This is a genomic window from Daejeonella sp. (assembly GCF_017495225.1).
Lineage (GTDB): Bacteria > Bacteroidota > Bacteroidia > Sphingobacteriales > Sphingobacteriaceae > Daejeonella.
The window spans coordinates 1-15,338 of record NZ_JAFEIG010000021.1 but is presented as its reverse complement, the minus strand read 5'-3'; the positions used below and the strand labels follow the sequence as shown (position 1 = coordinate 15,338).

Sequence of the window (15,338 nt, the reverse complement as noted above, 5' to 3'; positions counted from 1 at the left end):
GGAGAAATCTCATCCTGAAAGCTCAGATTATCATTGATGAGATTCCTCGTCGTACCTCCCACGGAATGACGGTATTCATGGGTTTAGGCTTTAAATAAGTAAAAAATATTAAAGCTTTTGTGAAAGCGCTTTTAATGCCTCAGTATCTTTATTTTCAATACAAAGATGCTCCAATTGCTTTTTGAGATCGGCAGTTAGAGACTCATATTTTTTCTGTCCGTAAATATTATTCATTTCATTTGGATCTTTTTCTAAATCATAAAGTTCCCAGAAATTTTTATGATCGTAAAATCGGATGAGTTTATAACGAATTGTACGAATTCCAAAATGTTTTAAAACACTGTGCTCACCTGGATATTCAAAGAAGTGGTAGTAGGCTGAATTTCGGATGCTTGCTTTTGAATCTTTCAATAAAGGCATCATCGATTTTCCTTGAATTTCTTTGGGGATAGCTACACCTGCTACCTCCAAAAATGTGGGAGCAAAATCGACGTTTGATATCATTTGATTTGACACTGTACCCGGTTTTATTAATTCCGGATAACGGATAATTAGTGGCGTACGCATCGATTCTTCGTACATAAAACGTTTGTCGAACCAACCATGTTCACCCATGTAAAAACCCTGATCGGAGGTATAAACTACGATGGTATTTTTGCTTAAATTATTTTTATCGAGGTAATCCAGAATTTTACCAATATTTCGGTCGAGGGAGAGCGTTGTACTGTAATAATCTCTCATATAACGTTGAAACTTCCATTCTATCAGCGCTTTTCCTGTAAGTTTCTTTTTAAGAAAATCTTTTTCGATTTTATTATAGTAAGTATTCCATTTTTCTCTTTGCTCCGGACTCATTCTTTTAACGAAAGAGCTGGCTGATGCATCAGGCTCACTTGACATTTTAAGATCATAACCCAATTTCATGGTTTTTTCGATAGACATATCCTGCATTTGTGCAGCGATGCGGTTTTCGTATTGATCATAAAAATTTTTGGGCAAAGGGAAATTGATATGGTCAAATTTACCTAAGTCGGTGGTATCTGGCATCCAAGTCCGGTGAGGAGCTTTTTCGCCCACCACTACAAAGAAAGGTTTTGTTTGATCTCGTTTATCGAGCCAGTTTATGGTTTCTTGGGTGATGATGTCAGTAGCATAACCATCATGCCTTGTGGTATCGCCAGCCATGCTTATCATACCCGGATTATAGTAAAGTCCTTGACCAGGCAAAATTTTCCAATAGTCAAAACCTTGCGGATAAGAAACCAAATGCCATTTTCCAATCCATGCGGTTTGAAATCCCGATTCTTTTAGTCGCGCAGGAAAAACATCTTGAGAAGCATCAAAGCGATCTCGATTATCTCTCATTCCGTTGATATGGCTGTATTTTCCAGTTAGGAGTACCGCTCTGCTTGGTCCGCAGATAGAATTAGCCACAAATGCACGGTTGAAGCGTGCACCTTCTTTTGCTAGGCGATCAAGGTTTGGAGTAGCACCATATTTAGAACCATAGGCTCCAATGGTGCTCACTGCATGATCATCTGTTAAGATTACTACAATATTAGGTCTCGACGATTGTTGCGCAAAAGATTTAAAGCTTAATAAGCTGATTCCTAGCGCAATGAAAAAACGAGCTCCGCGATTCATATTTTAGAAATTAGTATTCCCAGCGTACAAAGGCTTCCATTGCCTCGTATTCGGCTAAACCTAAGCGATCGTATGCTTTGGCTGTTTCACGAGTACGATCTTCGGCACGTACCCAGAACTCGCGCGCATCATCTCCAGGGAAAACAGGAATATCTTTTTGCGATTGATGTTTAAATATGGCTAAACGCTTGCGAATAACCTCTTGTGGAGAAAGCGGCACAGCCATTTGAATTTCATGTGTTTCAAATTCATGCCAAGCGCCACGGTAAAGCCATAGCCAGCAATCTTTAGCCCATTCACGATCTTTTAAGCGTCTTAGGGCTTCAATAATGATATCGAAACAAACTTTATGGGTTCCATGCGGATCTGCAAAATCGCCTGCAGCGAATACTTGATGAGGTTTAACACGCTCAAGAAGCTCCATGGTGATGAGTACATCGTCTTCGGCAACCGGATTACGAGTTGTTTTACCTCTATCGTAAAAAGGTAGGGCCATAAAATGAATATTCTCATCTTTTAAACCAGCAAAACGTGCTCCACTTATTGCTTCCCCTTTACGGATTAGGCCTTTAAGTGTTTGAATTTCTGAGGTATCCGCTTGGTTAGGCTGCTTATTTTCCAAGAATTTACGCATGGAAATGTAAAGATCATCTAATTTGCTAGTATCAAGATTAATAGATTTACTAAAATCACGAGCAAATTCAACAAATCTAAGAGCATCATCATCCCAAACGGCAGTATTTCCGGAAGTTTGATAGGCTACATGCACATCATGACCTTGATCAACAAGACGGATGAAAGTACCACCCATAGAAATTACATCATCATCAGGATGCGGTGAAAAGATGATTGAGCGTTTTTTATCGGGTACTGCACGCTCTGGTCTTTGCGAATCATCTGCATTGCCTTTGCCACCTGGCCAACCTGTAATAGTATGTTGTAATTTATTAAAAATGTGAATATTAATGTTGTAAACTGGTCCCTGCTCAGTAGCTAATTGCGCCATTCCGTGACTGTTATAATCTTCTTCGGTAAGCTTCAAGATTGGTTTACCTAAGGTATTTGCTAACCAAATAACTGCTTTTTTGATCATTGGTAAATCCCATGTACAATCTTTTACGAGCCAAGGAGTATTAAATCTAGTCAGTTCTGAAGCAGCATCTTGATCGATAATAAACTCAACATTATCAGATAGTTGCAAGTAAGTTGCAGGAACTTCAGAAGAAATTTCACCTTCTACAGCTTTTTTAATGATGAAGGCTTTTTTCTTATTCCAAGCCATCAAAATTATTTCGCGGGCTTTGAAAATGGTACCTATACCCATGGTGATTGCCTTGGTAGGCACATTTTCTTTACCACCAAAATCGCGTGAAGCATCTCTACGTGTAAGATCATCAAGAGTAACGAGGCGAGTACCAGAGTTTGGTGCAGAACCAGGTTCGTTAAAACCGATGTGGCCCGTACGCCCTATGCCGAGTATTTGTAGATCTAATCCACCTAAATCAGTGATTTTTTTCTCATAATTAAGGCAAAACTCATGAATTTCTTCGATTGGCAATGTTCCATCTGGAATGTGAACATTATCCATATTGATATCAATATGGCCAAATAGATTTTCTTTCATAAAGGTTACATAGCTCTGTGGCGATGTAGGTTTCATTGGAAAATATTCGTCCAGATTGAATGTAATAACATTTTTAAAGCTAACACCTTCTTCTTTGTGAATTCTAACAAGTTCACGATACACCCCTATTGGAGTAACTCCAGTTGCAAGTCCGAGGATAGCATTTTCACTTTTTGCTTGTTTGCTTATGATGAGGTCTGTAATTCGACGAGCTACCTTTTTAGAAGCGATATCTTCATTTTCATAAACGGTAACGGGGAGTTTTTCAAAACGGGTTTCTTCGAGAAGATTTAAACGGGCCATCTTAGAATTTAACTTTATTAGGTGAGTAGCAAATATAATTACAAATATTTTAAGTGACTAATTCTAATTGAATTAGTGTTTATAAATGTACTCAAAGTCCAAATATTTCTTAATAGTCTAATTATTAATTAATTAAGTAATAAATTCTTTAAATCTTATCAAATTTAAATATTCTCACTGTTTAAATTGTGTAAGAAATATTTCAGTATTTATTATAATATATATATTTTTTGCCTTTAAATTATATTTTTATCATATAATTGTTTTTTGGTTATTAAATTATGTTTAAACGCAATCCATTAAGGTTTTTGTGTTTTTCTTAAAACGTACTTTAATTTCTAATAAATTATAATTATTAATCAACAGTATTTTTCACTTAAACAAAATCTTAATGAGAAGAAATTACTCTCCAGGATGGCCAAAGCATTTTTTTATGCTAGGGTTCATGTTTTCGCTAATTTTATTTTGCGGGCAGCTAAATGCTCAAACTCGCAAATACACAATTAGTGGAAAAGTTATCGATGCAAAAACAAAAGAAACCCTTCCGGGTGTTGCAGTTCGACTTGTATCAACTTCTTCAGCAATTTCAACAAATGCAGAAGGAAATTATTCGTTAAATGCGAATGTGAATCCAGGTCAATTCACAGTGTCATATACCTATATTGGTTATAAGACATTAACAAAAACAGTTAAATTAGAAAACAGCGAATCAGTTAGCTTAGATGTTGAGCTTTCACAGGATGCAGTTGGATTAGATGAGATAATTGTAACCGGTACATCAGAAGGTACTACTCGTCGCCAATTAGGTAATTATGTAGGTAGTGTTAGTGGTGAAAACCTAAACAAGGGTGCTGCAGGTAATGTACTTACAGGTTTACAAGGTAAAGTTGCTGGAGCACAAATTGTTCAAAATCAAGGAGATCCAGCTGGTGGTATGTCGGTACGTTTAAGAGGTATTAGCTCTGTAAATTCGTCTTCAGATCCATTGTACATTATTGATGGTGTAATTGCTAATAATGCTACATCAGGAGTTACAGATAACCAGCAAAATAGACTTGTGGATATAAATCCTGCAGATATTGAGCGTATTGAGGTATTGAATGGTGCAGCAGCTGCAGCAATTTACGGATCAAGAGCAAATGCGGGTGTTGTTCAGATTTTCACTAAGCGTGGAGCTTCAGGTGCACCTCAAGTTAATTTCTCTTCTACTTTTATGGCTAGCCAATTGCGTAAGAAATTACCAGTGAATATGGCACCAGTAAAATTTGGCGGACCTACTGATGGTCCTGGTGCAGTTACACAAGATATTTTACTTACCGCACTTACCACCACTTCACCAGTACAAAGATATGATTATCAAGATTATATTTTCCGTGATGCTTTTGGTACAGACAATAACCTTTCTGTAAGTGGTGGTAATGATAAAACTAAATTCTATACTTCTGCTTCTTATTTTAATAATCAGGGGATTGTACAGAATACGGATTTCAACCGTTTTGGTTTGAGAGCAAATGTTGATCAAGAGCTTGCCAAATGGGCTACTTTTAGAGCAGGATTGAATTTTGTAAGAAGTGATGCAAATGAGAAGCCTTATGGTGATGGTTTGATGGTACCAGTTGGTATTCAGTGGATTATTGCAAACTTCCATGATATCTGGAAGCGTGATGCATTGGGCAATATTCAAGCTATTGGAGAAAGAGGACGTGTAAATCCTGTTTCAATTATTGAGGATATTAAACAACGTCAAGTTACAAACAGAGTTCTTGCTAATGCAGGTCTTAAATTGTATCCGGTAAAGAATTTAACAGTTGATTATAATATAGGTGTAGATAATTCGGCGCAAGAAGGTTCATTATTTGTTCCACCTTATGCATATAATGTGGCTACAGGTGTGGGTTCTTACGGTGGTGGTCCAACTTTATTACCATCATTAAATGGTTATGCATCCAAGCGTGCTGCTAGTCAATATTTGTTCAATACTGATTTAAATATTACTTATAATTTTGATATTACCAGCAAAATAAGCTCTACTAGTCAGGTAGGTTATTCATATCAATATCAAAACGGAACGAGCTCAAGCGTTGATGGTAGAGGTTTGGCTCCCTTTGTAGAAACCGTTAACGGTGCAAGTACTCCAGGTGTAGGTACAGAAGGACGCAATGAATTTTCTGTTGCTGGGGCATATTTCCAGCAGAACTTTAAAGTAAATAATAACCTATTTTTAACTGGTGCTGTTCGTGTTGATGGTTCAAGTGCATTTGGTAAAAGCCAAAGAAACCAGGTTTATTTAAAAGGAAGTGGTAGTTATGTTCTTTCATCAACTAAATTTTGGGAAGGCTTAAATGTTTCTTCTTGGTGGAACGTAATGAAAATCAGAGCAGCTTATGGCGAGTCTGGTAACATGACTGGTATTGGAGCGTATGATCGATTTAATGCTTATTCTACTTCATCTTATTTAGGCACTACTTCATTTGTTTCAAATGCAACACAAGCAAATGAGAATATCAAGCCTGAGCGTCAAAATGAGTTTGAGTTTGGTACAGATATGTTTTTCTTGAACAATCGTTTAGGTTTAACCTTTAACGTTTATAAAAAGAAAGTTACTGACCTTTTAATATCTCGTCAGATTGCACCTACAACAGGATTTACAAGCAGATTGGATAATTTCGGATCACTTGAAAATACTGGAATTGAGTTAATGCTACAAGCTACACCAATTAAAAAGGGTGAATTTACTTGGGATGCAACGGTTATCTTTAATAGAAATAGAAACAAAGCAATTAATATTGGTCCGGGTGTAGTAACTTTTGGTACTTCATCTAGTACTCCAGTTTCTATAATAAATGGTCAACCATTAGGTTTATACTATGGTACTTATTTTGCTAGAGATGCTTCAGGTAATTTATTGTTAAACCCTGCAGGTTTCCCTCAAACAGAGCGTGGAACACAAACATCAGCAACAAATCCTACGCCTCAGCGTGATGCTAACGGACAACCAACAGGTTCTGTATTACGTAAAGTGATTGGTAACCCAAATCCTGATTGGAATGGTTCATTAGTAAATGAGTTTTCATATAAGAGATTCGGATTTAGATTCCAACTTGATACTGAACAAGGCGGAGAAAGATGGGCGGCAGATTGGAGAACTTCTCAAGGTGTTGGAGCTGGTAAAGTTGCTGAGCAAGAGCATTTAGGACTTGTTCCAAGAGGTTATGTTTCTGCAAATTATAATATTGAAGAATGGCGTTCAAAATCTGCCAATTGGGTGAAATTGAGAGAAGTTTCTTTCCGTTATAGAGTTGGTTCTGTGAAATATATTAAAGATGTAAACTTAATTGTTTCTGGAAGAAACCTTATATCATGGGATAATTTTGATGCAGGATACGATCCAGAGGTTAACTCAGGCGGACAGAGTTCTATTTTAAGAGGTATTGATTTTGGTGCTGTTCCGGTTCCTAGATCATTCAATTTTGGAATCCAGGCTAAATTTTAATTTAAGACAAGATGAAAAAGAATATATATATATCAATAACAGCGCTGGGTCTTGCTTTAATGACTTTTACAGGCTGTGTAAAGGACTTTGCTGATCCTTCTAGAGCTACCGAAGATAAAATTGGAGAGAGCACTCAAGGTTTAACTGGAGTTGCTGTTTCACTTCAATCGAGATATACAGCCGGTAGAGGCAATATTTATAATGCGATTACAATTAGTGGCTTTTTAACTAATGAAATTACACTTTTAAATCAAGGTAATACAGGAGAGTTTCAATTGAGTGTTGGGGGAAATACACTTGATGGAGGTAATACGGTTATAGGTGCCCTATGGTCAAACAGTACTAAAATTATTTTTGATGCTGATTATGTTATTAGCCGCGTTAATAATGTTCCCGATAAGGGATTTGCAAGTGGATTATTGGGTTATGCTACAATTTTCAAGTCATTAGCTTTGGCTGATCTTGCAGCATTTTGGGAAAAAGTACCAGCCTCAACCGGGCAAAATGCAACTTTCATCACTCGTAATGAGGCTTATGTTAAGATTATTGCAGATATTGATCGTGCCTTAACTGCTATTAGTACTAATCCAATTAGTTCAAGCTTCACAAGTACTATTCCTCAGGGAATTGATATTCCAAACACTTTGAGAGCTTTAAAAGCTAGATATGCGCTTTATGCGGGTAATTACCCACTTGCTTTAAGTTCTGCAAATGCTGTTGATTTATCTAAGAAGTCGGTATTTTTATCAACATCAATCAATCAAAATGGAATATTTGGCACAGTAACTTCAAGTAATAACGTATGGCAGCCTATTGATGATACATTTGGTTTACCAGTAGGTTTACAGCCTGTTGCAGACGATAAGCGTATCTCTTTCTATCTGTCTATAAATAATACTATTGCACCAAAGTGGAGAATGGCTGGATTTGCAGCTAGCTTAACTTCAGAGTGGCCAGTTTATCTTCCAGGTGAAATGACTTTAATTAAGGCTGAGGCATTAGCACGCCCTTCTACTGCTACTCAAGCTGATCTTGATAATGCTTTAGTTGAATTAAATAAAATTCAAACTAAAACAGCTTCTCAAGATCCATTGGGTGTGGGTGCTAATCTTCCTGCTTTGGTTGGTCCAATGACTAAAGATCAAATCATGACTGAGATATTCAGACAGCGTTCAATTGAAATGTATATTTCAGGACAAAAACTTGAAGACTCACGTCGTTTTGGTCGCCCGCAAGCAGAAAGAAAGCGTAATTTCGTAAATTACCCATTCCGTGAAAGAGATCAGAATCCAAATACACCAACTGATCCTGCACTGTAATTAGAAATCTAACAATAAAAAAGGGAGCTAAATGCTCCCTTTTTTTATGGTTTTTTTACTAATCTTTTTTACTAAGGCTTGGAAGTTATCAATTTTGCCTATAGTATTTAGAATAGTATTGTTTAAAGAAGACAGAAGTTTTTGCTATTACAATATTTTTAAGCCTAAGCTCAAATGAAATAATCGCTGTTGCTGATTATATTTTTCGCTTTTGCTGATATTGCTCAATCCAGCCTCATAACGCGCATCAAAAGTTAGGTTACCCAAGTCGATGCCCGCCCCTGCCTGTAAACCTAAAGTTTGATTTTTATAATTTCCGAAATCACTTACTTGATTATAGGCTGCTCCAAGGCTATTATCCTCATCAAGAATAAATGAGATTATTGGTCCGCCCATAAAACGAAGGTTTAATTTACTTGTACCTATAGAAGTTCCAACTAAAAGAGGTACATCGAGTGTGGTAAACTTAATTTCCCCTTTAACATCGGTAATGCTACCATTGGTTTGAATACCGGTATATTCATTTCCTTTAGTTCCGAGGTAAAGCTCTGGTTGAAAATATAAACCTGCACCTCCTACGCGAGCAAATATTCCCGCTTGATAACCTAGAATACTGTTTTCATTAGTTAAATCATCTTTTGTTTTCAAATTAGAGTAATTAACTCCGCCCTTAATTCCAAAAGTAAATTTGGATGATTGAGCCATGGTACTTAGTCCGCTAAGTGCCAAAAGGCATGTAAATAGTATCGTCTTTTTCATGTGTTCTATAAATTAATTTCTAAAATTCATGCAATAGCTATTCCAAAAACCTCTAATTGCTCAATTATTCGAAATAGCTTGAAATTTGTCGCGATAAAAATTAATTTTGTGCAAATTTGAGCCATGGCAGAGATCAGCATCAGTAATACAGAATGGGATCGTTTAAAATTAAAACTTAAACGTAAATACAATCATCTTAGCGAAGAAGATCTTTCTTATCAGCAGGGTCAGGAGGAGGAATTAATTACCCGTTTAATGCAAAGATTAAAGCGTAAGCGTGAATACGTGGTATTTACCCTAGAAAAGGGCCTTCAATTTCTTGAAACAAACCGTTTATAATTTAGGCTTATTAGCCTTTGTCTTATTTTCTTAAATAATAGGACGGTTTTTTGTAATTTAAATTTCTAATTTAAACGCATGAACAATCAGTCCGCCGCAAAATCAGGTCTTCAAAAAGCCATCAAGGGTTTTTTCCTCAGCCTTGCTATAATCTCTTTTTTCTCTTTCGCCTACGTTGAAGACTTGTTTCAGGTGTCCAAGAATCTGGACATTTTTGCGGCAGTTTATAAACAGTTGAGCATGAATTACGTGGATGAGGTAAATTCATCAAAAATGATGAAAACTGGTATCGATGCGATGCTAGATGAGCTCGATCCCTATACCCAATACATTCCTGAATCGGAGATTGAAGATTATAAACTAAAATATGTTAGTAATCAATATGGTGGCATTGGGGCAACTATTTCGTACAGAGATGGGAAAGTAATTGTTGCAGAGCCTTATGAGGGTTTTCCGGCACAAAAAGGCGGCTTAAGAGCAGGCGATGAATTGCTAAAAATATTTGATGTTTCACTCAAAGGAAAGAACAATCAAGATGTGAGTTCTATGCTTAAGGGGCAGAAAAGCACAAAGGTAGATTTGCTTATTCAGAGGCCTGGTGTTGATAAACCTATTGAAATACAATTACTTAGAGAAGAAATTAAGCGGGGGAATGTGAGTTATTACGGGATGCTTCCCAATTCTGTTGGCTATATTAAACTCGATCAATTTTTAGAAGATGCTGCACAAGAGGTTGGGGATGCGCTTGTGGATCTCAAGAAAAATCAACTCAATGGACTGGTTTTGGACCTTCGAGATAATGGGGGTGGTATTCTACAGGAATCTGTAAAAATTGTCAATTTGTTTGTCGAAAAAGGTACTACAGTTGTGATTCAAAAGAGCAGAAATCGCGAAAATCCAATTGTCTATAAAACTTCTGCTCCTGCAATGGATTCTGAGCTGCCTTTAATCGTGCTAGTTAACGGACAATCAGCTTCTGCTTCAGAAATAGTTGCTGGATCTCTCCAAGATCTCGATAGAGCCGTTGTAATCGGTCAGCGAAGCTTCGGAAAGGGTTTGGTGCAACAGACCTTCAATTTGCCTTATAACAGCCTTGTGAAGGTTACAGTGGCTAAATATTATACTCCTTCGGGTAGATGTATTCAATCTTTAAATTATAATCAAAGAGATACAGAAGGTCAGGTAGCAAAACTTGCTGATTCCCTCATCACGGAATATAAAACTAAGAGCGGTCGTTCAGTGTATGATGGTAGTGGTGTTTTTCCAGATATTTTTGTTAAACAATTGAAATATAGCTTGTTAACAAGAACGTTAGAATCCGGTTTTCATGTTTTTGATTATGCAACTCAATATCACCAAACAAAACCTAAAATGTCTGCTGCAAAGACTTTTAAGCTGAGCGATGCGGAATATGAAGATTTCGTGAAATTCCTTTCCACAAGAACTTATAATTATAAATCTGGGACAGAAAAGCTTTTAAATGATTTACTTGCTGAAGCCAAGAAGGAAAACAAGTTGGATCTTTATAAGTCTGAAATAGATGCTTTAAATGCTAAAATTTTTGCTTCTAAGAAGAATGATCTTTATCTGTTTAAGGATGAAATCAAAAAAGTGCTTGAGGGTGAAATTGTTTCACGCTACTATTATCAAAAAGGTAGGACTGAGCACAGTTTACCAAATGATCAGGATTTGAATGAAGCAATCAAACTATTTGCCAATAAAACGATGTTAAGCTCTATTTTGAAGGGTGAAGGGGGATATGGGAGAATTGGGAAACCGGGAGAATAGTTATCAGTTGTCAGTTATCAGTTGTCAGGCTTGCGACATTTGTTACCCGGTGGGTGAGGTTCTCGAAGCCGGGGAAAGAGTTGGCTTTGTCAGTTGTCCGTTATCTTTGTCAGGCTGGGTGGAGATGATTTTGCGGTAAATAAAAAACTTTCGGGTTATTTGGGCTTTGTCCTTATTCTTTGCTCCTTATTCATTGCTCTAATTAGTTGGTTAGTTTTAGTTGGTTAGACTGGCGACATTTGTTACCCGGTGGCTGAGGTTCTCGAAGCCAGGTTCTTGAAGGTAGGAATTGAGTTATCTTTATCAGGCTGGGTGGAGATGGTTTTGCTGTAAATAAAAAACTTTCTGGTTAATTGGGTTTTGTCCTTATTCTTTGCTCCTTATTCATTGCTCTAATTAGTTGTCAGTTATCAGTTATCAGTTGTCAGGCTGGGTGGAGAGGGGTTTGATATTAAATAATTGACTTTCTGGTTAATTGGGTTTTGTCCTTATTCTTTGTTCCTTATTCATTGCTCTAATTAGTTGGTTAGACTAACGACATCAGCTACCCGGTGGCTTTGTCCTTACTCCTTGCTCCTTATTCCTTATTCAAAAAGGGGAACATTTTCATCTAAAAAAGATAAAAACATTCCCCCTTTTTTAAATTTCTATTTGAAGCTTAAACCCATATTATGTAGCATAAATGCCCATTTATCGGCTTGTTCTTCGATAATTTTTCCGGTAGGTTTTCCAGCGCCATGTCCTGCGTTTGTTTCAATTCTAATTAAAGCGGGGCTAGCACCTTGGTGGAATTCTTGTAATCTAGCGGCAAATTTGAACGAATGCGCTGGCACTACACGGTCGTCATGATCTGCTGTGGTTATAAGTGTTGCAGGATAAGAAACACCTTGTTTTAAGGCATGGTAGGGTGAATATTTTAGCAAATATTCAAACATTTCTTTCGAATCTTCGGCTGTTCCATAATCGTAAGCCCACCCTGCGCCAGCAGTAAATTTATTGTATCGAAGCATGTCTAGTACTCCAACAGCCGGGAATGCAACTTTGAATAATTCTGGTCGCTGACTCATAGTAGCGGCAACAAGTAAGCCTCCATTTGATCCACCAGAAATAGCCAAATACTCTTTAGAAGTATATTTATTGCTAATTAGGTATTCTGCGGCAGCAATAAAATCATCAAATACATTTTGCTTTTGCATTTTTGTGCCTGCCAAGTGCCATTTTTCACCATATTCACCACCACCACGAAGGTTTGGAACGGCATAAATTCCTCCCTGCTCCAATAAAATAATATTTGAAGTACTGAAGGAAGGGGTTAAACTCACACTAAAGCCGCCATAGCCATATAAAAGCGTTGGGTTTTTGCCATTCAATTCAATACCTTTTTTGTGGGTGATGATCATCGGCACCTTTGTTCCATCTTTAGAGGTGTAAAAAACCTGCTTAGAAACATATTTTGATGGGTCAAACTGTACACCTGATTTTTTATATTCGAGCGACTGACCAGTAGCAATAATATATTTAAAGATTGTTGGGGGGTAAATGTAGGAAGTGAAGGTGTAGTAAAGCTCTCTTTCAGACTTTTTAGCACTAAATCCACTTGCAGTTCCTACACCTGGAAGAGTTACCGTTCTTTCGAGGTTTCCATCCATATCGTATTGCATAACTAAGGAAGTAGCATCTTTTAGGTAATTTGCAAAAAATTTACCCCCTGCAGTGCTAGCTTGGAGCACATTATCAGTTTCAGGAATAAAATCTTTCCAATTTTCGGGTGCTGGGTTAGAAGCATCAACCGTTACCACTCTATAATTTGGGGCTTTGTAATTGGTATAAATAAATAATTTACTTCCTTGATTATCAATGATAGAATAATCGTTTTTAAAGTCATTAACTATTTGAGTAATCGGACTTCCAGGTTTAGATAAATCTTGGATATAAAGCTCATTTCCTGTAGTAGAAACAGCTGCTGTAATCACTAAAAACCGCTGATCGTCGGTTAAACCGCCGTTTATGTACCTACGCGGAGTCTGATCGCCACCAAAAACTAATACATCCTCCTTTTGAGAGGTACCAATTTTATGATAAAATAGTTTGTGGTATTGAGTTAAGCCCGAAAGCTGGCTACCTTCTTTAGGCTTATCGTAGCTACTGTAATAAAAGCCTTCATTTCCTTTCCAAGAAAGACCTGAGAATTTAACATCGATTAAGGTATCGCCAACAACAGATTTATCGGCAGTTTTTAAAACAATTACCTTTCTCCAATCCGATCCACCTTCCGAAATTTGATAAGCTACATGGCTACCATCTTTTGTAAATTCGATTCCTGCAAGAGATGTAGTAGCATCTTTTGAGAAGGTATTTGGGTCTAAGAAAACTTCCGCCTTAGTTTTGTCAGCTTGTCTGTAAAGCACGTACTGATTTTGTAAACCGTCGTTTTTATAGAAATAAGTGTATGCACCCTCTTTAAATGGAGCGGTAAATTTTTCGTAATTCCAGAGAGTTTCTAAGCGTTTTTTTATCGCTCCCTTGAAGGGGATATTTGATAAATAGTTCTGAGTTACTTTATTTTCAGCTTCCACCCAAGCCTTGGTTTCGGCCGAGCGATCATCTTCAAGCCAGCGGTATGGATCATTAATGGTTGTTCCGAAATAAGTATCCGAAACATCGATTTTTTGGGTTTTAGGGTAATTCATGGACTTATTTTGGGGACTGGTATGTTGTGCTATTCCACTAAGTGGACTGATCAACACAGCAATTGCGAGCATTGTTAGGTTTAATCTTTTCACTGGTTATATATTTTGGTTATTGCTAAAATAGGGAAATCAATCAGAAAAACGGTCAGTTTTATGCAATTGTTGATTGGAAATCGAGAATTTGAGTCCACAGCCAGCTTAAATTAAAAATTATGTATTTTTGAGCCGATGACAGCAAAGAAAATATTTTTCGCTTCCGATTTCCACTTTGGAGTTCCCGATTTTCGTGCAAGTCGCGAGCGGGAGGATTTGGTAGTTAGCTGGCTTGATCAAATAAAACATGAAGCTAGTGAGATTTATCTTCTCGGCGATATATTCGATTTTTGGTTTGAGTATGCTTCGGTAATTCCTAAGGGATTTATCCGATTTCAAGGAAAAATTGCCGAAATTGTTGATTCAGGCATACCCGTTTTCTTTTTTAAGGGCAATCACGATATGTGGATGTTCGACTATTTTAAAGATGAGCTTGGCGTACAAATTATTTCGGATGAGCTGATTATAGAAAGAGGCGGAAAAAAGTTCTATTTACACCATGGTGATGGACTAGGGCCAGGGGATACTCAGTATAAGATACTAAAAAAAATCTTCAGAAGCAAATTTTGTCAGTGGTTTTTTGCACGTCTTCATCCCAATTTAGGAATTGGCATTGCCAGCGGCTGGTCGATGAAGAGCAGGCTTCAAAACAATAAAAAAGAGGAGTTTAGGGATATTTCTGAGGAGTGGCTGGTTTCATATTCTAAAGATTTACTTGCGAAGGAGCATTTCGATTACCTAATTTTTGGGCATCGCCATTTGCCGCTAGACATAGCGCTTGGTTCTAGTAAATATGTGAATTTAGGAGAGTGGATAAATTTTAATTCTTATGCTGTTTTTGATGGCGAAAAATTGGAGCTTCGATATTTTGAGAAGCCTGATAACGGATAGAGTCAAAGCCAACTCTTTCCCCGGCTTCGAGAACCTCAGCCACCGGGTAAAGATGTCGTTAGTCTAACCAAAAATTAGATGAAGGAATAAAGAGCAAAGAATAAGGACTAAACCCTACTTACCAGAAAATTTAGATTTACCACAAAACTCATCTCCACCCAGCCTAAAACTAACCAACTAATTAGAGCAAGGAGTAAAGACAAAACCCAATTAACAGGAAAGTTTTTTATTTACCTCCCAATCATCTCCACCCAGCCTGATAACTGATAACGGACAACTGCCAACTCTTTCCCCGGCTTCGAGAACCTCAGCCACCGGGTAAAGATGTCGTTAGTCTAACCAAAAAATTAGAACAAGGAATAAAGAGCAAGGAACAAGGACAAAACCCAATTAAC

General features: G+C 37.3%; 9 protein-coding genes. 5 read left to right on the top strand and 4 right to left on the bottom strand.

Translation table 11 applies throughout. From position 1 onward, the window contains the following. Positions 1-108: 108 nt before the first annotated feature. Together QZ136_RS09845 and nagB are read right to left on the bottom strand one after the other, a co-directional pair. Positions 109-1,644 carry a sulfatase gene (locus QZ136_RS09845; RefSeq protein ID WP_291402957.1) on the bottom strand — a complete coding sequence of 512 codons (1,536 nt, stop codon included), beginning with the start codon at positions 1,642-1,644 and terminating at the stop codon, positions 109-111. 10 nt (positions 1,645-1,654) lie between these two features. Next, positions 1,655-3,589, bottom strand: coding sequence for a glucosamine-6-phosphate deaminase (gene nagB, locus QZ136_RS09840; protein WP_291402961.1), 1,935 nt, complete (start codon positions 3,587-3,589; stop codon positions 1,655-1,657). A 373-nt stretch (positions 3,590-3,962) separates the two neighbouring features. On the opposite strand from nagB, the gene QZ136_RS09835 reads away from it, so the two are divergent. Together QZ136_RS09835 and QZ136_RS09830 are read left to right on the top strand one after the other, a co-directional pair. After that, on the top strand, positions 3,963-7,064 hold the full coding sequence (locus QZ136_RS09835) for a SusC/RagA family TonB-linked outer membrane protein (protein WP_291402956.1): 3,102 nt from the start codon (positions 3,963-3,965) through the stop codon (positions 7,062-7,064). A gap of 11 nt (positions 7,065-7,075) precedes the next feature. Beyond that, positions 7,076-8,383: a RagB/SusD family nutrient uptake outer membrane protein gene (locus QZ136_RS09830; RefSeq protein ID WP_291402954.1), complete on the top strand. Its 1,308-nt coding sequence runs from the start codon at positions 7,076-7,078 to the stop codon at positions 8,381-8,383. Between the two features lie 147 nt (positions 8,384-8,530). Here the strand turns inward: QZ136_RS09830 and QZ136_RS09825 are convergent, their stop codons facing one another. Then, a complete protein-coding gene (locus QZ136_RS09825) occupies positions 8,531-9,142 on the bottom strand; it encodes a porin family protein (RefSeq protein ID WP_291402951.1) in 612 nt (203 codons plus the stop codon). A gap of 123 nt (positions 9,143-9,265) precedes the next feature. Here QZ136_RS09825 and QZ136_RS09820 point away from each other — a divergent pair, with 123 nt between their 5' ends. Beyond that, complete coding sequence (locus tag QZ136_RS09820) at positions 9,266-9,481, top strand: hypothetical protein (RefSeq protein ID WP_291402949.1); 216 nt, start codon at positions 9,266-9,268, stop codon at positions 9,479-9,481. A 78-nt stretch (positions 9,482-9,559) separates the two neighbouring features. Beyond that, positions 9,560-11,269 (top strand): S41 family peptidase, encoded by a 1,710-nt coding sequence (locus tag QZ136_RS09815; RefSeq protein WP_291402947.1) that lies wholly within the window; start codon positions 9,560-9,562, stop codon positions 11,267-11,269. Between the two features lie 647 nt (positions 11,270-11,916). Here the strand turns inward: QZ136_RS09815 and QZ136_RS09810 are convergent. After that, positions 11,917-13,959: a prolyl oligopeptidase family serine peptidase gene (locus QZ136_RS09810; protein WP_291402959.1), complete on the bottom strand. Its 2,043-nt coding sequence runs from the start codon at positions 13,957-13,959 to the stop codon at positions 11,917-11,919. Positions 13,960-14,187: 228 nt separating this feature from the next. Between QZ136_RS09810 and QZ136_RS09805 the strand changes: the two genes are divergently transcribed. Next, entirely contained in the window at positions 14,188-14,943 is a 756-nt protein-coding gene (locus QZ136_RS09805) for a UDP-2,3-diacylglucosamine diphosphatase (RefSeq protein ID WP_291402945.1), read from the top strand. Positions 14,944-15,338: the final 395 nt, after the last annotated feature.